General features: G+C 65.9%; 22 protein-coding genes and 1 pseudogene. 14 read left to right on the forward strand and 9 right to left on the reverse strand.

The window, feature by feature from the left end; genetic code table 11:
- Positions 1–468: 468 nt before the first annotated feature.
- Together ACZ7L6_RS39820 and ACZ7L6_RS39825 are read right to left on the reverse strand one after the other, a co-directional pair.
- Complete coding sequence (locus ACZ7L6_RS39820; RefSeq protein WP_471932786.1) at positions 469–1,896, reverse strand: putative T7SS-secreted protein; 1,428 nt, start codon at positions 1,894–1,896, stop codon at positions 469–471.
- Complete coding sequence (locus ACZ7L6_RS39825) at positions 1,893–2,120, reverse strand: hypothetical protein (RefSeq protein WP_471932788.1); 228 nt, start codon at positions 2,118–2,120, stop codon at positions 1,893–1,895. The genes ACZ7L6_RS39820 and ACZ7L6_RS39825 overlap by 4 nt, the downstream gene beginning before the upstream one ends.
- A 725-nt stretch (positions 2,121–2,845) precedes the next feature.
- On the opposite strand from ACZ7L6_RS39825, the gene ACZ7L6_RS39830 reads away from it, so the two are divergent.
- The 5 genes from ACZ7L6_RS39830 to ACZ7L6_RS39850 all read left to right on the forward strand — a co-directional run bounded on the left by ACZ7L6_RS39830 (position 2,846) and on the right by ACZ7L6_RS39850 (position 7,518).
- Positions 2,846–3,571, forward strand: a complete 726-nt coding sequence (locus tag ACZ7L6_RS39830; protein ID WP_471932790.1) for a hypothetical protein — start codon at positions 2,846–2,848, stop codon at positions 3,569–3,571.
- Positions 3,565–4,758: a S8 family peptidase gene (locus tag ACZ7L6_RS39835; protein WP_471932792.1), complete on the forward strand. Its 1,194-nt coding sequence runs from the start codon at positions 3,565–3,567 to the stop codon at positions 4,756–4,758. Before ACZ7L6_RS39830 ends, ACZ7L6_RS39835 begins: the two co-directional genes overlap by 7 nt.
- Before the next feature lie 720 nt (positions 4,759–5,478).
- Positions 5,479–5,796, forward strand: coding sequence for a S8 family serine peptidase (locus ACZ7L6_RS39840; RefSeq protein WP_471932890.1), 318 nt, complete (start codon positions 5,479–5,481; stop codon positions 5,794–5,796).
- Between the two features lie 23 nt (positions 5,797–5,819).
- Positions 5,820–6,515 carry a S8 family serine peptidase gene (locus ACZ7L6_RS39845; RefSeq protein WP_471932892.1) on the forward strand — a complete coding sequence of 232 codons (696 nt, stop codon included), beginning with the start codon at positions 5,820–5,822 and terminating at the stop codon, positions 6,513–6,515.
- 439 nt (positions 6,516–6,954) lie between these two features.
- Positions 6,955–7,518 (forward strand): hypothetical protein, encoded by a 564-nt coding sequence (locus ACZ7L6_RS39850; RefSeq protein ID WP_471932794.1) that lies wholly within the window; start codon positions 6,955–6,957, stop codon positions 7,516–7,518.
- A 100-nt stretch (positions 7,519–7,618) separates the two neighbouring features.
- Here the strand turns inward: ACZ7L6_RS39850 and ACZ7L6_RS39855 are convergent.
- Positions 7,619–7,906, reverse strand: a pseudogene (locus tag ACZ7L6_RS39855) (transposase); the annotation flags it as partial.
- 306 nt (positions 7,907–8,212) lie between these two features.
- Between ACZ7L6_RS39855 and ACZ7L6_RS39860 the strand changes: the two are divergent.
- Positions 8,213–8,575, forward strand: a complete 363-nt coding sequence (locus ACZ7L6_RS39860) for a hypothetical protein (protein ID WP_471932796.1) — start codon at positions 8,213–8,215, stop codon at positions 8,573–8,575.
- A gap of 378 nt (positions 8,576–8,953) precedes the next feature.
- On the opposite strand, the gene ACZ7L6_RS39865 is transcribed toward ACZ7L6_RS39860, so the two are convergent.
- The 3 genes from ACZ7L6_RS39865 to ACZ7L6_RS39875 form a co-directional block, all read right to left on the reverse strand.
- Positions 8,954–9,130, reverse strand: a complete 177-nt coding sequence (locus ACZ7L6_RS39865; protein ID WP_471932798.1) for a hypothetical protein — start codon at positions 9,128–9,130, stop codon at positions 8,954–8,956.
- Positions 9,131–9,267: 137 nt separating this feature from the next.
- The gene (locus ACZ7L6_RS39870) at positions 9,268–9,852 is read right to left on the reverse strand and encodes a hypothetical protein (protein WP_471932800.1); all 585 of its coding nucleotides are present in this window, start codon (positions 9,850–9,852) and stop codon (positions 9,268–9,270) included.
- Between the two features lie 41 nt (positions 9,853–9,893).
- Positions 9,894–10,190, reverse strand: coding sequence for a hypothetical protein (locus ACZ7L6_RS39875; RefSeq protein ID WP_471932802.1), 297 nt, complete (start codon positions 10,188–10,190; stop codon positions 9,894–9,896).
- A gap of 415 nt (positions 10,191–10,605) precedes the next feature.
- On the opposite strand from ACZ7L6_RS39875, the gene ACZ7L6_RS39880 reads away from it, so the two are divergent.
- The 3 genes from ACZ7L6_RS39880 to ACZ7L6_RS39890 all read left to right on the forward strand — a co-directional run bounded on the left by ACZ7L6_RS39880 (position 10,606) and on the right by ACZ7L6_RS39890 (position 12,641).
- A complete protein-coding gene (locus ACZ7L6_RS39880; RefSeq protein ID WP_471932804.1) occupies positions 10,606–10,932 on the forward strand; it encodes a hypothetical protein in 327 nt (108 codons plus the stop codon).
- Between the two features lie 35 nt (positions 10,933–10,967).
- Positions 10,968–12,113 carry a WXG100-like domain-containing protein gene (locus ACZ7L6_RS39885; RefSeq protein ID WP_471932806.1) on the forward strand — a complete coding sequence of 382 codons (1,146 nt, stop codon included), beginning with the start codon at positions 10,968–10,970 and terminating at the stop codon, positions 12,111–12,113.
- Between the two features lie 138 nt (positions 12,114–12,251).
- A complete protein-coding gene (locus ACZ7L6_RS39890; RefSeq protein ID WP_471932808.1) occupies positions 12,252–12,641 on the forward strand; it encodes a hypothetical protein in 390 nt (129 codons plus the stop codon).
- 63 nt (positions 12,642–12,704) lie between these two features.
- On the opposite strand, the gene ACZ7L6_RS39895 is transcribed toward ACZ7L6_RS39890, so the two are convergent.
- Positions 12,705–12,869, reverse strand: coding sequence for a hypothetical protein (locus ACZ7L6_RS39895; protein WP_471932810.1), 165 nt, complete (start codon positions 12,867–12,869; stop codon positions 12,705–12,707).
- Positions 12,870–13,185: 316 nt separating this feature from the next.
- Between ACZ7L6_RS39895 and ACZ7L6_RS39900 the strand changes: the two genes are divergently transcribed.
- The 4 genes from ACZ7L6_RS39900 (at position 13,186) to ACZ7L6_RS39915 (ending at position 15,546) form a co-directional block, all read left to right on the forward strand.
- Positions 13,186–13,599, forward strand: a complete 414-nt coding sequence (locus ACZ7L6_RS39900; protein ID WP_471932812.1) for a hypothetical protein — start codon at positions 13,186–13,188, stop codon at positions 13,597–13,599.
- Positions 13,600–13,635: 36 nt separating this feature from the next.
- Positions 13,636–14,766 carry a hypothetical protein gene (locus tag ACZ7L6_RS39905; protein ID WP_471932814.1) on the forward strand — a complete coding sequence of 377 codons (1,131 nt, stop codon included), beginning with the start codon at positions 13,636–13,638 and terminating at the stop codon, positions 14,764–14,766.
- A 21-nt stretch (positions 14,767–14,787) separates the two neighbouring features.
- Positions 14,788–15,072 carry a hypothetical protein gene (locus tag ACZ7L6_RS39910; protein WP_471932816.1) on the forward strand — a complete coding sequence of 95 codons (285 nt, stop codon included), beginning with the start codon at positions 14,788–14,790 and terminating at the stop codon, positions 15,070–15,072.
- Between the two features lie 75 nt (positions 15,073–15,147).
- Positions 15,148–15,546, forward strand: a complete 399-nt coding sequence (locus ACZ7L6_RS39915; protein WP_471932818.1) for a hypothetical protein — start codon at positions 15,148–15,150, stop codon at positions 15,544–15,546.
- An 18-nt stretch (positions 15,547–15,564) separates the two neighbouring features.
- Here the strand turns inward: ACZ7L6_RS39915 and ACZ7L6_RS39920 are convergent, their stop codons facing one another.
- Positions 15,565–16,317 carry a hypothetical protein gene (locus tag ACZ7L6_RS39920; RefSeq protein ID WP_471932820.1) on the reverse strand — a complete coding sequence of 251 codons (753 nt, stop codon included), beginning with the start codon at positions 16,315–16,317 and terminating at the stop codon, positions 15,565–15,567.
- A gap of 95 nt (positions 16,318–16,412) precedes the next feature.
- Entirely contained in the window at positions 16,413–17,918 is a 1,506-nt protein-coding gene (locus ACZ7L6_RS39925; RefSeq protein WP_471932822.1) for a hypothetical protein, read from the reverse strand.
- A 269-nt stretch (positions 17,919–18,187) separates the two neighbouring features.
- Between ACZ7L6_RS39925 and ACZ7L6_RS39930 the strand changes: the two genes are divergently transcribed.
- Complete coding sequence (locus ACZ7L6_RS39930; RefSeq protein ID WP_471932824.1) at positions 18,188–18,718, forward strand: hypothetical protein; 531 nt, start codon at positions 18,188–18,190, stop codon at positions 18,716–18,718.
- Positions 18,719–18,763: the final 45 nt, after the last annotated feature.

Consider the following 18,763-nt stretch of genomic DNA (forward strand, 5'->3'; position numbering starts at 1 on the left):
CGAGGTCGAGGCCGTGATTGTGCGCGAGGCGTGTGAGTGTGCTCAGCGGGGTCCCTCGGAACTCTCGCGGGGACAGCCAGACGCCTTTGAGGAACCCGCCATCGGGCATGAGCGCAGGCAGTCCGAGGTGGTGGAAGTTGGTACGTCGGCTGAACTCTTGCCGCCCGATCTCCTGTGACAAGCGGGCGAACTCCTGGTCCAGATAGGCCTCGTGCTTGGACGAATCATGAGACAGCCGGAGCAGAAGCCTGCGTGGTGACAGGAACGAGTGAAACGCGAAGCGCTCAGGCATCAACGAACCGACGTCGCCGTCTCCGATTACGAGCAGGATCCGACAGAGGGTCCGGATGGGAATGTCCACTGGGATGACGATCCACTGCACCATGAACCACAAGAGGAGCCCAGGCCTTGAAGGATGGGGAAGAACGGGGTCGACGGACGACTGCGAGCGGGATGCGGATGCCATACCTATTCCCCCGTGACACTGTCCCAGATGCCGCTGACGGCGCCCGGAACAGAAGAAGCGAGCAGAGGACCCTTGGACCACCAGGAGGTCGGGTCGAGACTTCCGTCTGCTCGTATGGCTGCCTTCAGGGAGTCGAGGTCCCTGAGGACGGGGGTGTTGGTGACGATCTGGCTGAGTTTGGCCTCGCCGAAACTGGATCCGAGATTCTTGGCTACGGAATTCTCCCACGCCAGTTGAAATCGATTCCCAATGCCGTCCGCGGCCTTGAAGACGCGGCCCTCAGCTGCAGGGAGGATGCGGCCGGCCTCTCTCGCGAAGTCGCTCGCCTGCGCGATCCCTTCGTCGGCGAGGCGGTTCAGTCGGAGGACCCGTTGCACGTCGTCGACATTCGCGACGACTCTTTCCACGCCCTCCTCCACGATCTTCGTGGTACGTACCGCGACCTTGACAGAACCGGTGACTGCTGTCTTCGCGAACCCGGCCCCAGGAATAACCCCGATCGCGTCACCTACAAGGTCCATCATCCCCACGTCGGCCCCACCGATCTTGGCAGCTCCGTGTGCAAGCAGCGCGCCCGCGGAGAAACCGGCGCTGGCCAGGGCTAGGGCGCCGGACAGCGGCGGGCACCACAGGGTCAGCAACGCCAGGACGCCGAGGACGGCAGAGATGTTGCTCAGCCAGTCGCCGATCGACTTCAGCAGGTCCTTGTGCCGGGCGCACCACTCCTGGATCGCGTGCCCGAGCTTCTGGAACTGATCGCCCAACTTCTCCCAGAAGCCGGGGTCAGGTGCGCCGTCGGTCGCTTTACGGAGGTGGCTCGCGATCCCACGGGCGTCGGCCTGGTGCTCCTCGAACAGCCGCTCTGCGCGCTTGATGATCTCCTCGAGTTCATGCTCAGCCTGGTCCAGCCGCGCTGAGGCCTCTGACAGCTCGCCGTCGGCCCGTTGCAGCCGGGCGCTTGCTGCGTCGATCTTCGCTTGAGCGTCCTGCAGAGCCGGTCCGGTGAAGTACTGGCCGCTGAGCCGGAACGCCGGATCAGACGCAGCCTGGTTGTAGCGGCTTGTCGCGGAGTCCTTGGCCTTTTCGGCGGAGCTGACCTGGCCCTTGGCCGCCTTGGCCTGGGCCTCGTACGTACGGGCCGTGCTCTGATAGTGGGTCAGTGCATCGCGCCACTTCGACAGCTCCGATGACGCGGTGCGCATCGCCTCCTGGCTGTCCTTCAGATAGCGGGGCAGCTCCCCGACCTTCTTCGAGAACGCCGAGGCAGCGTCTCCTGCCCAAGTGACGTTCCCCGTCAGGCGCTTGATGCTGTTCTGCGCGTTGTCGAGCGCGGCTGCCGCCTTCTGAGTACGGGCGGCCAGCGAGTCCACGTTACTGGGGTTGCCCGGTGCCGGGTCGAAGCCGAGCGAGGGGTACGAGTCGCCGCTCACTGGGCGCCGCCCTTCCCGGCGAAGCCGTCACGCAGGGCCGTCTCGACATCCCGATAGGTGTCGCGAGTCTTCTTCAGCCCGTCCTCGATGGCCTGCGTGCCTTCGGCGATCTTCGTGATCGCGTCGTCCCAGCTGTCGTGGAACTCGTCGCAGGCGTTGTCGAGTTCCTTGCTCCCCGTGGTCTTCGGGCCGGTGTCCCGCAGTGCGTTCAGCGCCGCACGCATTTCGTCCTGACTCCTGTGGAGTTCCCTGACCAAGGTGTCCAGCTCGGATATGTCTACCTTGAAGCCCGCTCCCATGGCGCCTGCATCCCCCTGACTCCTCATGGCGTGATCATTTCCTGCTGCAACAAGATATCCAGTCGGCACCAGGGGTCTGAACTTGGGTCTTCCCGTTCGCGGAACCTTCACGCTTCTCATCCGTGACCGCTCGTCGCCCGCCGTAGTCCTCCTGGGACGCCGGGGTGCTGCCCTCAGTGTCCTGTCTGTACGTTGCGCCCCGTGAAGCGGCGAGGGGTTCACGCATTGAGCACAGGTCGTGCATAGAAGCCCCACGAGGGCGTGGGTTGCTGCCTCAGCGAACCCCATAAGCTGTCGTGTGACTGAACGGGGAAGATGCGCTTGAGGGGGCGGGAGTTGCTCCTGAAGTTGAGCTCAGAGGCGTAACCGGGTTGCAGGGCACCCGAAGGTGCGGACCTCTGTAGCACCTGATCGAGCCGTGCATCATGCCCCTCACCAGCAGACGTGTGAGGAAACCCATGTCCTATCCGACGCCGCCTGGAGGCCCGGGCAGCACTAACCCGTATGGGCAGCCGCCCCAGCAAGCGGGCTGGCAGCAACAGCAGTGGCAGGGGCTGGCTCAAGTGCCGCCCATGCCTCCGGGGATGCAGCCGATGGCTCCTGCAGCTCCTCCCGGCGCTCCTGGCGGGGGTCGGCGCACTGCCCGTATCGTGATCGGTTCGATCATTGGCCTCTTCGGCGTCCTCGCACTTGTGGGAGGCGGGGCGCTCGCTGCGCACGCTTACAGCAATAGCCAGCAGACGATCGCCAATCCCGAGTACGGAGAGGTGATCTGGTCCGACGAACCCGCGGATAGCATTTTTCCGGACACCATAGGCGGTCGTGACGGTCGACTCGGTGATCTCACCAATCCCAAGCACGCGTACTGGCGTCGGCTCGGTATCTCCCCTGAGACCTCCTGCGACAAGGGACTGACGGGGAAGACACTGGCGAAAGCGAAGCAGGTCGGGTGCAAGGCCGTGCTGCGCGCCACCTATGTCGATCCCACCGGGGACATGGTGGCAACGGTCGCCCTAATTGTCCTGCCAGGAGACGGATCGAAGAAGGAGGAACTCGTTCAGGCCTACGAGGGCATGAAGAACGAGGGGGCGGTGGCCCCGTTGGCGGTGCCGGGCACTCTGGCCGCCAAGTGGAAGAGGATCGACCGGAACGGGTCGGCGCTGGATTCAACCAGCGGTGAACACATGCCCTATGCCATCGCTGCCACCACGGGTGCGGTCGACGGGCGGCTTGCGGGCAATCTGCCGGACGATTGGGCGGAGGACGACCTTGAAATCATGGCCGACCGGGAGTCCTGGTTCGCCGAGGCGGAAATTCTGGTGAGGATGTTCGGAGTGCACATGGATGACCTCCAGCTCGGGGGGTCGAAGTGGTGATCAACCGACGTACGCGGACGGCCGTCGTCGGTGCTGCGCTGACCGGTCTCATCTGTGTACTGCCGATGAGCCCCGCGCACGCCGCCACTTCGACGCCCGTGGGGTGGGAGGGCAATGCCATTGGCCTTTCATCAGCGCAAGAGCTCAGCCAGGGCGAAGGCGTCACGGTGGCCGTTCTGGACAGTGGAGTGGTCCCGGACCATCCTGCGGTGAAGGGGCGAGTGACAACCGGCCCTGACTATTTCGAGGACGGACTTGACTCGCAGAGCCCCGAGTGGGGAGTGCACGGCACCGCCATGGCGTCGGACATACTCAAGGTCGCACCCAAGGCCAAGATCCTTTCGGTGAGGGTCATCTCTGACGAGGAGGAGTCCGACGACGGAAGCGTCGAACTGCGGCGTGGCACGAGTCCGATCGCGGAGGGTATCTACTACGCGGTGGACCACGGCGCCGATGTGATCTCGATGTCTCTCGGAACCGGTGAGGTCGCCAACTCCGCGAATGAGGACGAAGTTGCAGCCATCGGCTATGCCCTGAGCCATGGTCTGCCGGTGCTCGCGTCGGCTGGCAACAGTGGAGACAAACTCAATGAGATCGCTTTCCCGCCTGGTTACGCCGGCGCCATAGCCGTGGCCGCCACGAATCAGAGTGGCGGGCGCGCCGAGTTCTCGACCGTGCACACGTACAACGAAGTGGCCGCCCCAGGCGTGGACATCACCAGTGCGAAGAACACGGGCGGCTTCGCAGCGGTCGACGGTACCTCCCCAGCAGCCGCGCTCGCGTCAGGCGTCGTCGCGCTGATGCTCTCTCATAACCCCAAGCTCACCCCGGCCCAGACGCGCGCGATCCTCACCAGCACCGCCCGCCACCCGCAGGGCGGGTGGAACGCCCTCCTCGGGTACGGGCAGATCAACGCCGCCGCGGCTGTCAAGGCTGCGGCCTCGCCGCCCAACGACAAGACGGTGCCGGTGAAGTACGAGGGCAAGGAGCACTTTGCTTCCCCAGTGGGCACGTCTAAGACCACCCACCCTCCCATGGAACAGGAGGTGTGGCTGACCGGTCTGGGTGCTGCCGGCGTGGGCCTGCTGATGTTGATCGGCGGGCTGCTCTTGGCGCTGCTCGGCCGCCGTAAGGGCGGTGCCGGTGTGACGGCCATGGCATCGCCGCCAGGATCCTTCAGAAGCTGATGGCGGTAGGTGGGCTGTGGAGTTCTCCAGCAGGCCACAGTGCTGGAGGCCGAGCCGAACGGCGCAAGCGGTCGTGGAGCCTTCGCGAAGCCTCGTGGCGGTGTGGTCGGCGCGGCCAAGGGTGACACGGGCAAGGGGACGGCGGCGGGGCGGGCTTGCCCGGTAGCCGAAACGGAACTCAGCGCGGCGCCACGGCAGGCGGCATGACGAGTCGCGACGGTCGACGCTCAGAGGAGAACAGCCAGAGTGACCGTCCGGACTACCTGGTCGAGAACGAAGCGACCTGGATCTCGCAGGAAGACCGTGACCGCAACGTGCCGCGCAACATCGAATAGGCACACCTGAGCGAGCTGCACGGGATCTCCGTGCGGCTCGCCCGCATGAAGGCTGGCGGAACCAGCCGTGGTTGAGTGAGGAGCAAGGAACGTTGGCGCCAGACGAGTCTGGTCCACGATGGGCGTTGTGGCGTTGACAGGAGCCTTGCTGCTCACTTCAGCACCGACTGCCTCGGCCGATTATCTTCGGGACCAGCAGTGGGTCCTGGATGCCTACAAGATGGATGCGACTTGGGCGTTGACTCAGGGTGAGGGAGTCACCGTTGCCGTCGTCGACTCAGGTGTCGACGGCAGTCACCCTGATCTGACTGGTCAAGTCCGCCAGGGGAAAGACTTCACCGGAGGAGGAAATGCTTAGGAGGATGTGGCCGGACATGGCACCGGCATGGCGAGCTTGATTGCTGGCCATGGCCACGGCGCGGGCATGGTGGGGCTCGCGCCAAAAGCAAGGATTCTTCCGCTGCGCGTTCTTCAGGACAAAGATGATGATTTCGAGGACGACACTTGGGCTGCGGCTGTGCGATATGCCGTGGACAACGGCGCGAAGGTCATCAATCTTTCTCTCAGCGCAGGAGGAGGCAGTAGGACTCTCCCTAGTGGCCGCGAGGCAATCGCGTATGCCCAAGCACACGACGTCGTATTTGTTGCGGCCGCGGATAACGACGGAGGCTCTGGGACAAACCCAATACTGGAGAGGGACTGACCCTCGTTGCTCCAGGCGTTGAGATCGTCTCTGCGAACAAGAATCGATCCGATGGATATAGCTTGGACAGTGGAACTTCGGACGCCACGGCTTATGTTTCCGCCGCGGCAGCCTTTGTCCGGGCCAAGTATCCTGACCTCACCGCAGGCCAGGTAATCAACCGCCTCATCAAGTCAGCTTCATTCCTTCATCAAAAGGGATTGAAGGCCCCTGATCGCGAATACGGCTACGGAATCCTCCGCCCTAACAAGGCTCTCACGATGGACATCCCGGCCGGCCCCAAGACGAACCCTCTCGGGCAAATGTCGTCGTCCAGTTCGACTCCTAGCCAGTCATCTAAGGGAACGGGCTCTTCGACCCAGGCTAACGGGAGGTTCTCCTCCAGCGACTTCCTCGTCCCTGCCGGGGGCATCGCAGCCGGTGTTGTCATCGGTGCGATTGCCTTCGTGGTAATTCGCAGTCGCCGCAACGGTGGTAACGGCGGCCCCGGCTCCGGCGGCGGGACTCCTTCTGCCGGAGCGGGCTACCCGCCCCAGCCCCTGACTGGCTACCAGCCGTATCCCAACACCGCTCCCAACCAGGGCTACCCCACGCCTCCAGGACAGTCCCCGCAGTACCCCAACCCTACGCCCAACAGCCCCCGCACCAGGGATAGTAGGGGTAGCCCCCCTCTCGAAGAGCCTGTGAAAAACACGGAACCTTGGTTACTCCTCATTTGACGCTGCGCTACCCGGCGTCGCGCAGAGCGGATGAGGGAGGCCTGTGCTCGGCATCCTCGACGTTAATGGCTCTTGATGCACCGCACAGGCGTGGTAGTGGTGGCGGTTTACGAGTCTTGGCCTTGGGTGCCCTCCCGTCCCATGTGGGGTCGGCTTCGCACCCCGCGAGTCTCTACGGGTGGGCAGGGATGAAGGGGTTCGGGACGTACGCGTAGTGCCTGACGGCCGGAGCAAGCCCCAACGGGTCAGGGGCGGTGTAGCGGCCCAGGCCGGGATCGGTGGGGCGTACTTGAGAACGCGGTGCCAGCGCCTCTCGCGATGCCAACAACGTCCAAGGGTCCTGAGGGGCGCCCTGGAGGGCACCCGCCGTACGTTGTCCTCACCTGGATGCTGACCACCAGCCCCCGCCTAGGAGAAACGGCGAGAGAGTCGAGGTGACATGACTGAGGTAGACGGGGATCGGTGGCACGATGCCGTACTGGCGTTGTTTGGCGGCATGGCCTTCGCCATGACTGGGGGGCGGGATCATGCGGACTGGCGACGCGATGCTGCGAACGTAATGCATCTCAAGGCCGTTGACGCTCGCGGCTGGACTTCGATCAACGGGGCGCCCGAGGGGGATGTATGGACCACCTGCGGTCCGACTGTGCCCTTCCTGCCTCCCTCATTGGACGACTTCAACTCGGTTTTCGAGGTCTCCCGCGAGTCCGCTGCTCAGTTGCTGGTGACGCTGCAAGGCGATTGTTTTCAAGCAGCAGGTATTCCCCACTTCGAGGCCAAGAAGGGAGAACTCCTGGCGCAGGCTGGAGTGATCCTTGGACGTTTTGGGACGACCGCAAGCTATTACACAAATGCAATGGCGGCGAAGGGGAATCCTCGCGCGGACATGTTCCTCAGAGAAGCGATTTGTGAGTCATTCACCGACTACATGCTGGACTGCGGCCTGATCGTGGTCTCCGACTCCGAAGTCGGGGTATTCTGGTCTTTCATCATCGACGGCTGATTCCCACCGTTCTTGTCAATGCCTGACTGTGACTAGCCGTAGCCAGCTCAGCCGAGGCAGGCAGCGCGGGTAGCGGACTGCTATCGAAGGGGTGACCGGCGCGTAGGAGTGCCCGCAGGACGTTCAGGCGGCGGGGTGCGAGGGCGATGACGGCCTGCTTATGGGTTTTCTTCTAGGTCCTCTTGCGCTCGTAAAACGCCTTGGAGACGGGACAGGATCGGGCGGCGACCTGGGCGGACATGTAGAAGACGCCCAACAGGCGACGGCAGTATCGTCGAGGCCGGCGCAAGTTGCCGCTGATCCGCTCCGAGTCCTTCGGCATGGGCGCCAGTCCGGCGACACCGGCGAGCGGGTCCGCAGTACCGAAAACGCTTATGTCGCCGCCGGTGTGTCTTGTAGCACCCATGAGGGCTGGGGCTGTCAAGGCGCACAATGCCCTGGCCCGGCGTGTGGGTTGGTGTGCTCGCACCAGGTTGATCGCCGTCGTGGGCAGTAAGTCGGGGCCCGTGATCCCCTGAGTGGTGGTCGCGCGGAGAGGACTCGCACGCGCAGGTGCGCTTCCCAGAGCTGGCCCAGTTCTTGGCGGTTGGCCCTCCCGGGACATGCCGGATGAGTTCACCGAGCACGTCGCTCAAACCTGACCGGTCACGCGACCTGATCAACCAGATGGCGAAGTAGCAAAGAGGACAGCCACGTGGACAAGACCCTGGAAAAGGACGTGCGGACTCGTCCCCACCGCCCGTTCACCACCGAGTGGGGGACGACTGCGCCAAACACTGCCGACGGTGACACGAGCATAGACTGGTACTACGTCCCGAACCATTTCCAGTACCGCCTCGTGGGAGAGAAGCACGGTGACGAGAACACGTACCGAGTGGAAGTGAAGAAGCGGTACGACTGGGGGGTCCCCAGCGAACACGGGAGCGCGCAGGAGAAGTTCGGCGGTCCCTTCAAGATGGAACCTGAACAAGCCGACCTTGCCCACCTCAATTCCATCGGCCTGGCCCGTGACTTCGAAGTCGTGGGCAGCTCGAACACGATCGGAACGTCGGCTTGAGTCCCCGGTACGTCGGCCGTCACACGGGGCGAGCGCCAGTGGAAGGTACGTCGAACGGACAGAGGGTGGAGTACACGCCCAGCCGTCTCCCATGGTTGCGGCGCCCGTCCGGCAAACGTGTCCTGATTTGGCTTTTCATGTTGTCCTGCATTGCATTTGCGCTATATGCGGCAGGGGGGCTCGTCCAATCCATCGGCGATCTCGACGACCAGCCGGACGGCGACTGGCTGTGCTCGGGACACTCGGTGATCTGTGAGCCCTGATCGATCAGCGAAGGCCACTGGTCCTTTGGGCACTAACTGCCCTGTCGTATCGCTCCGATGGGCCGGGCGGAGCGTGAGGGCGACGCATTGGGCCATGAGGTTGGGGCCCCGTCCCTTACCTGCACTCCGTGGCGTATCTGGTGCACCGCAGGGCTTTCTCTGTCTCCACCGGGCTGGTGTTGGCGTCGTTTGCGGCCTCCTGTCGCAGGGCGTTCACCTTCTCGGAGTCGAGGTCCTCGCCCCGTGTGCTGGCCCAGATGTCGAGGATCCCGGTGCTGTCTTCCTCGAGCATGCGCTGCGCGGCGTTGCCCGTCTTCCCGGCGCGCGTAACCCGGCCGCCAACTGAAGGGTCGGGTAGGAGCCGACAAGCCTGTCGGCACTCGCCAAGCCCCGGCACCCCCCATTCCAGGGGAAGCGCCGGGGCTTTCGTCACGCGAAGAACGCCACCAGCGAGCTGACGACGAGCCCGACCACGCCCACCCCGGCCACTACCAGGCATGTGCGGAACAGCCCCTGACTCGGCGTCCGCCCGAACGGGAAGCCGGTGACGGTGGCGAAGAAGCCGGTGGCGAGGGAGATCAGAGCGCCGAAGAACCACGCGCAGCCCACCGCGATGGCGTAGACCCAGCCTTGGTCCAGCTTGTAGGACGTGTCCCCGGTCTTGAGGGCCTCGATGACGTACCCGCGCTGGTGCAGGGCGTCGCTCTTGAGCTCGGCGTTGAGGTCCTTCACGGTGCCGTCGTCGGACGTGAAGGTGCCGTAGCACCACCTGGTCTTCGTCTTCTTCCGGGAACTGCTCGACGTGCTCGAGCGGTACTTGTAGTCGACGGTGCAGGTCTCGACGGTCAACTTGCCCGGTGTGGAGGTGGCGTAGGTGTAAGGGCCGAGGTAGGCGCCGAGGGCCAGGAGGACGACGCCTACGAGGATCAGGCCGGCGCCGATGAGGCGGCCGAGGTTCGAGCGGTCTTCCGGTGCTGCGGCGTTCGGCGCGGCGTTCCCGTGCACTTGTGTCATTGAGGGTTCCTCAGGAGGGGATGCGGGAGGCGATACGGGGGTCACAGGACGAGGGCACAGACGAGCGCTGCCAGGACGCCCACGGTGAAGAGGCCGCCCAGGACGGGGCCGGTCACCGTCTGGGCCGGCAGGCGCTGCCAAGAGGCCGTGAAGCCGGGGCCGTTGCGGGTGCCGAAGCCGGTGAGGAGGCAGTAGGCGCCGAAGGCCAGGAGGGAGAGGCAGAACGCGAGGATCGCCGCGTCGTCTCCGGGATCCCGGTCCTGCGGTTGCTCGAAGGTGTCGTCCACCTCGACCACGGGAATTTTCGCCCCGGCCTCGAAACGTGATGACGTCTCCACCGCCACGTCTTGGTAAGAAGTCTTACCGTCTTCTGCGCTCCAGTTTCCCGTGCAGCTGAACTTGAGTTCCGTAGAACGCCTGTGCCTGCCGTAGTGGGTCTTCGTGTGTGTCTCGCATGAAGAAACCGTGAGGGTCCCTTCGGCGCCTTCCCCGGCGAGTTCACTGCGCAGTTCCGGAATGGTCACCGCGGCGACGACCACAGCCACGAGAAGCAGCCCGAGTCCGAGGAGTCTTCCCTTCCAGAGGGTCCCCGTACTGCCGTAATGAGGCTGTGTTGTGACCACTTTTGGTGTCCCCTTGAATGACTTGACGATCTCTTGACTGGCGGGTTTGGCAGGGCAGTGCGCGAGGAGTCTAAGGTATCGGTCTGTCGTCCAATATGAACTACGGCAAACGGGAGTTCGGGGGAGCGCCATGGGGTTCGAAACCTTCGACGTGGACACGGATGTACTCCGGCGGCAGGGAGGGAAGTTCATTGATCTCGGGGTCGATTTCGCGAGTGCTTCCAAGCGGTTTCAAGGCAGCCTCGAAGGCCTCGGAGAGCCCTGGGCGGACGCGGACTTCGGAGAAATCTTCGGTGAGGTCTACACGCCGATTCGCGACGGAATCTTCACATCGATGGACAGTCTCGCCGAACGGCTTCAGAAGATCGGGCACAACCTGCAGGGCATGGCGCGCAACTACGACGAGTCGGAAACGTCGAACAGCGGCCTGATGAACGGTCTCACCGGTCAACTCTAATTGAATCAACTCTGATCAAATTCGGGGGAAATGGCATGTCGCTCACGCTGCCCGGTGAGCTTGTCTGGGTGCTCGACCTCCTCGGCTACACCTGGCCCGAGGCCGACGAAGAAGCGCTGCACCAGGTCGCCGAGACCTGGCGGGCCTTCGGCGAGCAACTCGAAGCGGTCCAGAGGGAGGGCGAGGGCCTCGCCCGCACCGTCGTCGCCCACAATTTCGGCACGGCCGTCGACGGATTCAGCAAGGACTGGGGCGCCTACACCGGCGCGAACGGTGAGGACAGCTACCTGCCGGATGCGAAGACCGCGTGCGAAGTCATCGCCTTCGCCTTCGACGCGGCCGCGGTGGCGGTGCTCACGGCCAAGCTGTCCGTGATCGCCCAACTTGTCGCCCTGGCCATCGAGATCATCGCGGCGCAGGCGGCGGCTCCCTTCACCTTCGGGCTGTCCGAGATCGGTGCGCTCGGGGCGACACAGGCCACGCGGCTGATCGTCCGGGAGCTGCTGGACAGGCTCAAGAGGGAGGTCATGGAGGCGATCACCAAGGCCATGGAGCACGCCACCATGGACGCCCTCAAGAAGATCGCCAGGGAGCAGCTCGAGAAGATCACCAAAGAGAAGGTCAAGCAGTTCGCCAAGGACCAACTCAAGGAGCAGGGCAAGCAGTTCGTTCAGGAGAAGGTCGTCGACGCCGCCAAGGACAAGGCCAAGGAAGCCGCCATCGGAATGGCGCAGAACCTCGGCCAGCAGAGCATCGAGACCTACTTCGACGCGCGGTCCGGCATCGACCTCGGCGAGACGGCGGACGTCGCCAAGACGGCGGCCGGCGACTATGTGGACGGCCTCAAGAACGAGGTCACCGGGGGCGAGGGATCGACCTTCGCCGACTACGTCGACCCCACCACGCATGTGAACAACGCCGTGGACGCCGCGACCGAGCGTGTCACCGGGGCGGCCGGCGATCGCGTACAGCAGGGCGTCGACGCGCTGTCCGGACACGGCGCCGACACCACGCAGGGTTCCGACACGGATGCCGACACCGCCCCCGCGCCGACGGGCTCCGGCTCCTCGGGCACCGGGCAGGTATCCAACAGGCCCGCAGCCGCCACCTCCACCGCGGGCTCCCGCTCCTCGGGCAGCACGGGGGGCGCGCAGGAGTGGGCTCGCAGCGAGTTCGGGTGACGCCGCCGCTGCTCCTCACCGCCCTCGTCCCACCACCCTCATCACACGCCCTCATCACATCGCCCTCGTCCCACCGCCCTGACCCACCACCCCCGCCTCCGACAGCATGCGAAGCAACAGGAAGGACGTGCCGCACCCGTGACCGCCGACCGGGAGATCCAGGACGAGGAACTCATGGGGGTCGCCCAGGACCCCGAGCAGGCGCTGCGGCTGCGCCGCTCCCTGCGCACCATCGCCGGCGCGACATCGCTCGACCCGGCCCTGCGCGAGATGGCGCGTGAGGTGTTGAGTGGGCACGTCGACGTCAAAGCCGCGTTCCAGGACCCGCGTTACACCGAAGCGGTCTTCCAACGGCTCCACGAGATGCGCCGGGCGGCCGACGCCCAGACGTACGCGGAACGCCGGCAGTCCAAGGCGCAGTTCGCGGAGTGGGACGTACGGCAGCAGGCCGAGCTGGACCGGGAACGTGCCGAGCGGGATGCGCCGGTGTACGACTCCGGCCGGGAAGCGTGGCGGACCCAGCGCTGAGGCAGCCGATGTCGGGCGGGCTGGGACAGGGGTGAGGCGTGGCTGCCCCGCCCTGCACCGGCGTCAGCCCCGAGGAGTCGTGCCGCCGGAAGGATCCGGTTCATAGACCCGGTACAGGGCAGCCGCCTGCACCAGCAGTAATACGAGTACGACGCGCACAGCGGCCATGACCACGCGCCCCTGCCACTCACCGCCTGCCCGCGCCACCTCGCCCCTGACCCGTGCCACGTCGCCCCTTGCCCATGTCATCCCATCCCGGCCGCTCACCCTGCCCCCGCGTCCCGCGTCCCGCGCGCGCCCCACGGCGCAGGGCCGGCACCAGCAGTGCCAAGTGGCGCCAGGGGGCGGTGGCCAGTGGCCATACATTTCCCGGTTCTCCTCGAAATCTCCCTGGCAACAGGTCGTAAAGGCCAATGGGCTCGAGCTGACGTCGAGTTGACACCACCCAGGGGGTTCCCTGTGTCGGCGGTGTGTTGATGCAGGCGCGGGCGCATTGGTAGGTTCACGCCGGTCGAGACCGCCGACCCTCCCTATGAGGTACCCCTTGGACAGCGCCCGCGACAGTTCCGACAAGCGCGTAGACGACTCCGAATTCCTGGAGATGACCCAGCAGGACGCCGCTCAGGCCAAGATTCTTCGGCAGTCCCTGGAGCATCTCGCCTCGGGGCTGGGAGGCGACGCGCTCAAGGAAATGGCGCAAGAGGTCCTCTCCGGACGTATGGGACTGCGCGAGGCAGCCAATGTGTCGGCGTACGCCGAGCAGGCCGTGGAGCAGGCGGCGCCGCTCGCCGAGAAGTGGGCCTCCATGTCCGACCGTGAGCGGGACGAGCTCGCCGCGGAGGGGGAGCGCCGGCTTGCGGAGGAGCGGCGGCAACTCGACGAGGAGCGGCGCGCGGAGTCCGAGAACCGGTCGGGTACGAAGTCGCGTCACGACGGGCGTGGCTGGTCCTTGTACTGAGCGGTCGTACCCGGTGATGCAGGCGATGGGGGAGCTTTGAACTTTCAGGTAGAGCCCGGCGCGATCGACGGCTTCGCGAAGCTGGTGGGGCGTGCCGCGGACGGCAGTGCGCAGGCCTCCGCGTACGTCGGCACCCACGCTCAGATCGACAATTCCGTCGGCGGAGCGGCCTGGGATCTCGTCGCGGGTGACCACGACAGTTATGTGAGCGAGGCCAAGAAGGCTCTGGACAAGGTCAAGAGCGTTCTGGAGGCGTCCCAGAAGGAACTGAGGGGAACGGCCAAGTACTACCGGGAGACCGACACCGACGAGGCGGCCAAACTCGACGCCACCTACCCGGGCTCCAAGGTGTCGGGCGGCGGTTCCGGCGGCGATCCGCAGGACTTCTCCGATGCCAGTGACGCCGTGGACACGCTGAAGCCGCCGAGCGACCCCACCAACCCGCTCGCCAAGTACGCGTCGGGCCATGCGGACGAATACAAGATGAGCCCGGTGCAGAAGACGCTCGGCAGCGCCCTCGATCTGGGCAGCCCCTCGGCGATGGCCGTGGAGGCGTCCAAGCTGCTCTTCGACTTCGACCCCTTCGCCGAATGCACGAACTGGGTGTTCGGGGACTGGAACAAGTACAACGACTGCGCCGACGTATGGGGCAATCTCGCGTCGTTCTGCGATGCCGTGGCCGCCAATGTGCGCAAGGGAAACCAGAACGTCGGTCTCAGCTGGGACGGCAACGCCGCGAACGCCGCCACCGTGTACTTCGACGAGTTCACCAAGAAACTGGACGAGATCAAGGAGACCTTCAAGTCCCTGCAGAGCTGTTACTCGCAGGCGGCGCAGATGGCGTTCCAGTTTGCCGAATTCCTCAAGTCGTTCCTGGTGATGTTCTGCGACCTGCTCGTCATCTGGCTGATCAACTTGCTCGCGGCGCAGGCCGTCAACGCGATCCCCGTCGGCGGGCAGGTCGCCTCGGCGGCCATGTTCGCGCTGGCCGCGGCCGAGGCCATTCGGCTCATGCAGATGTGGGCCGAGGCGGCCAAGGCGTTCGACACGTTCGCGGCGGCGCTGAGCGCGCTCGGTGTGGTGATGTCCACGGCCGTGAACGGGTTCTCGGCGGCGGACGGGTTTCCCCAGGTGGGGACCGGTGCTTATGATCACGCCGCGGTGTAGCGGAGAAGGCGGACAGAATTCATGGGTTTCCTGGGCGGAGTCGACGACCTGGAGCGTTTCCTCACGCGCTCCTGCTACTTGAGCATCGCGTCCGTCCCGGTCTGCTGGGCCCTCATGGTCTTCCTAGCAGCGGATTCCGGCTGGCATTTCAGCTATCTGCTGGGCGCCGTCCTCCCACTGATCGCTGCTTATCTGGGGATCCGTGGCAAACGGGAAATACGTACGGGATTGTCGGCTACGGCATTCGGGCTGGCTTTCGTTTCGCTGCCGTTGATGCTTGCACTGGGGTATCTCGCAGGCATGTGACGTGATCGGCTTGCCGCCCGCTGCCTCGGCGCCTGCCGTCAGGCTGGTCTTGGCGGAGGGCTAAGCTCCGCTGCCATGACCACGCACGACGGTGAGGCGGCGAACGGGCCGGACGGAACGGGCAGGCAGCCCCAGCCCCACGGCCCGGGGGCGAGCGCGGACGAACTGCGGGCGCATTTCCAGGCTCAGGGGCAACCGGGGCTCGTGGAGAGCCGGCGGCGCGATGTGACGCAGGCACGTTGGACGTACGCGGCGTTGGCCCCGCTGGTCGCCGTCATCTGCCTCGTCCTCATCGTCGTACGCCTTGTCAGGGGCGACGCGGTGGGTGCCTGGGTCGCCCTGTATGCCGTGGGTGTGGCCCTCAGCGGGTGGGGTTTTGTGCTCGCGCGGATCGGGCGTACCCGGTGGGCGATGGCCGTCACCTGTATCGGGGCAGCGTTGGCGGGGCTCGGCGACAGCCCCGCCTTCCACTGAGGCGGGCTCGAGGAGAAGTCACACCTGGCGGCGCTTGTTGCCGACGAGGTAGGCGAGGCCCCAGGCGGCGGCCGCCGCAAGCACGAGGCCGAGCGGGGAGAACCAGTCGACTCCGCCCGCGGCTTCGTCGTTCCACCAGGCCTTGGCCGGGAGGAGGGCGTCGTACCTCAGCAGGTCCCAGAGGGTACCGAGCGACTGGCTCTCGGCGACGATGAGCGGCCAGGCGTTGGTGTAGCCGAAGAATGCGCCGAGAGCGGCGATGACGGTCCCCCAGATCCAGGCGCCCGTGTGCCGGTGGCCGACTGATCCGACCAAGGCGCCGACGATCGCTCCGTTGATCAGGGCGTGGCCCAAGTAGAGGGTGTTGGCCACGGTGACCGTCTGGTCCTTGTACGTGGCCAGGATCAGGCCGCTGTAGAGCAGCGAGACGACGACCGAGGCGAAGAATGCCAGGAAGACCGCACCGACCGGATGACCGCTGGCGTTCGGCCGTTGCCCGAAGGGCGGCGCCTGGTACGGCGCAGCCGGGTACATCGGGGCCTGTCCGGGCATGTGCGGCTGCCCGGCCTGCATCGGCTGCTGGCCACCCGGCATCGGCGGCTGCCCGGGGGCGGGAGGCGCTCCGAACCCCGCTGGCTGCTGCGGCGGGACGGGCTGGGCGTACGGGTTGTAGGCGTTCGGCTGCTGCTGCGGTGGCTGAGGGGGTTGGTGCGGGGGTTGCTGCGGCGGTTGGGGAGGCTGAGGGGGCGGCTGGAAGGGCGGCTGGCTCATCGGTTTCCCACGGGGTGAATTGATAGGAACAGCAAGTTATCAGTGAGATCAGGAGGGGCCGTCGGAGCTGGAGCGGGCTGCGTGAAGGGCGCCAGTCAGCCCTTGTGGCCGTATGTGCTCCCCTCGTAGCCGTCCTCCTGGTCCATCCACTGGTACTCCTCGTCCAGCCTCAGGATGAGATCGCGGGCCCATTCGGCGAGAAAGTGTGGGCAGCCCCATACGTCGGCGGACCGGGCGGCCTCGGGCGCCGGGAACGAGTCGGATGCGTAAAGGTGCCGGAGGTGGGCCGCGAACCCGCGCCGGTCCCAGCGCCTGAGGCGCTCGTCCGGATGGTCGTCGATGCCGTGCACGCAGTCGGCTTCGAGCGGCCCGGAGTCGACAGCGCGGAACAGGGTGCGGACTTCGCGTCCGACGCCGTACGGCAGATCGCGCACTTGGGCGATCCAGAGGGCGAGGAGCAGCAGCACCAGTCGCTCCTGCGGGTCATCCGCTGTGGGGTGCCGGCGCGCGGCCCACACCGCGATGTTCTCCGGTCCCTCGTCGAAGTCGTCGCCGTCGACGACGCAATTCGTCAACTTGTCGATATCCAGGGTCCCGTCGGGTCCTACGTACGTCCCGTCCAGGGCGCTGGTGTCGCGTACCCCGAACTTCGACGCATGCGCGGCACGCAGCTCCGTGAGCGCCTCGTCCGCGAGGCCGCGCAGGTAACGAGGGCACAGCCAGGCATCGGGCGGATACTCGTCGAGCATGTCCCTCAGCTCGGCGCGGCCACCGGGGCTGCGCAAGTGGAAGCCGATCTCGGCGGTGTCGGCCGACTCGAACTCGGGGTCCGGATGCTCGTCGTCGCTGTGTGTGCAGTCCGCGGGGCCCCCGAGCTTCGGCAGCACCGACTCCAAGCCCTGGATCATCGCGTCGAAGACCGACCGTTCCGTGATCCGGTAGATGGCGTACCAGCAGCTCGCGTGCTGGGTGATGACGTAGCCCGCTCGTGCCCCTCTGGTGGCGAGCCAGCCGTCGACGCCCGCGTTGGACTCGAGGACGGCGACAGGGTCCCAGCTGGGATAGTCGGAGAGGACCGAGGACAGGCTCTCCACCGATGAGGTGTGGTCCTCCGGTACGACCGCGGGTATGCCGTCGGCCGAGAAGGGCCTGACGATGTCGGCGGTGACACGAGCCGTGCCGGCGATGTTGGCCGGGCACAGATCGGCCTCCTGGCGGGGGCGTGCCGGCCAGTCGGCCAACAGGTATCCGGCGGGCAGCCCGAGCCAGGACGGATCGTCCTCGGCAAGCTCCCCGAACTCCTCCTCGTACGGGTGCGTTTCGTGCGCGCAGCTGCGCCTGCCGAAGGCCGCCGCGGCAGCCAGCAGTGCCTCTACGGCTGCTCGCTCGACGTCGGGGGTGGGCTGCCCGGCGAGGTACGGCACCATCTCCGCCAGCCCGGCCACCCACACGTGCGCCGTGTCGCCGTCGGGGTCAGCTATGAGGCGGCGTGCGCAGTCGAGCACGAGGGGGTCGGCCTCGGCGGGGTCGGTGTCCGCACCAACCCGGCTCCAGGCCTTACGTAGTTCAGCTATGGGGGAGGCGTCGCGGTTCTCAGGCATATGGATCATCCTTCCTGACGACGCGTGATCGGCTACGCCGGTTGCTGGGAGCGCCTGTCCCGCAAGGGTCGGCCGGCTTGGGCAGGGCAGGCCGAATGGCGGCGCTGGGGCAGCGGCTTGACCTGCATGAACCGGCGTCGCCAAGATCTCCGGAGCCGGCCGGGGCACGAGCACGGTGCAAAGGCACGATGCAGAGGGACGGAACAGCATTGAAGACGGACGCGAGCGGCGGGCGGAACCTGCGGAAGGCCGGAACGGGAGTTCCCGGCTTGGCCGCTGCCAGGAAACGGAGCGTCGGCAGCCGGATAGGGATCGGAGTGCTGGGCGTACTCACGCTGCTCTTCGGCCTGATTCTCGTCGGGGTGGGCTACGAGGAAGGCCCCAGGAAGGTGTCCGGCGGCACGCAAGGGACGATCACCATCGAGCGTTGCGGCAAGGACATCATCGGGGACGACGTGGAGTGCTCCGGCACCTTCCGTTCCGACGATGGCAAGGTCGGCTCCGACGTGGAGGACTTCGAGCCCGGTGAGGAGCACGACAAGGGCGAGAAGGTCGAGGCGGTGGCATACGACTCGGATTGGTTCAGGCGTGGCACCTTCGCGGAGTTCTACGTCGAGGCTGTCAAGGTCTGGTGCGTCGCTGCCGCCATGTTCGGCGTGGCGCTCTTCCCGCTGAGCGCCGCCTTCCGCCGCGGGAACCGCCCCATGCGGCGCGCCACGTTCATCACGGGTCTCAGCCTGCTCTTCGGAGGGCTGCTGGGCTGTGGTCTCTGTGCCCTCGTGAACGCCGTGCTCTTCTAGCGCTCTCAGCAAGTAGTGATCCCGGCACGCACTGCGGGGTCGCTG

The sequence above is a fragment of the Streptomyces sp. NPDC107522 genome, from assembly GCF_055657525.1.

Bases quoted from the DNA above. Each gene is read 5' to 3' on its own strand.
- ACZ7L6_RS39825 (WP_471932788.1), bottom strand. From the start codon at position 2,120: ATGCGTGCGGCGCTGAACGCACTGCGGGACACCGGCCCGAAGACCACG.
- ACZ7L6_RS39840 (WP_471932890.1), top strand. From the start codon at position 5,479: ATGGCGAGCTTGATTGCTGGCCATGGCCACGGCGCGGGCATGGTGGGG.
- ACZ7L6_RS39910 (WP_471932816.1), top strand. From the start codon at position 14,788: ATGGGTTTCCTGGGCGGAGTCGACGACCTGGAGCGTTTCCTCACGCGC.
- ACZ7L6_RS39850 (WP_471932794.1), top strand. From the start codon at position 6,955: ATGACTGAGGTAGACGGGGATCGGTGGCACGATGCCGTACTGGCGTTG.
- ACZ7L6_RS39925 (WP_471932822.1), bottom strand. From the start codon at position 17,918: ATGCCTGAGAACCGCGACGCCTCCCCCATAGCTGAACTACGTAAGGCC.
- ACZ7L6_RS39870 (WP_471932800.1), bottom strand. From the start codon at position 9,852: ATGACACAAGTGCACGGGAACGCCGCGCCGAACGCCGCAGCACCGGAA.
- ACZ7L6_RS39885 (WP_471932806.1), top strand. From the start codon at position 10,968: ATGTCGCTCACGCTGCCCGGTGAGCTTGTCTGGGTGCTCGACCTCCTC.
- ACZ7L6_RS39865 (WP_471932798.1), bottom strand. From the start codon at position 9,130: ATGCTCGAGGAAGACAGCACCGGGATCCTCGACATCTGGGCCAGCACA.
- ACZ7L6_RS39915 (WP_471932818.1), top strand. From the start codon at position 15,148: ATGACCACGCACGACGGTGAGGCGGCGAACGGGCCGGACGGAACGGGC.
- ACZ7L6_RS39920 (WP_471932820.1), bottom strand. From the start codon at position 16,317: ATGAGCCAGCCGCCCTTCCAGCCGCCCCCTCAGCCTCCCCAACCGCCG.
- ACZ7L6_RS39880 (WP_471932804.1), top strand. From the start codon at position 10,606: ATGGGGTTCGAAACCTTCGACGTGGACACGGATGTACTCCGGCGGCAG.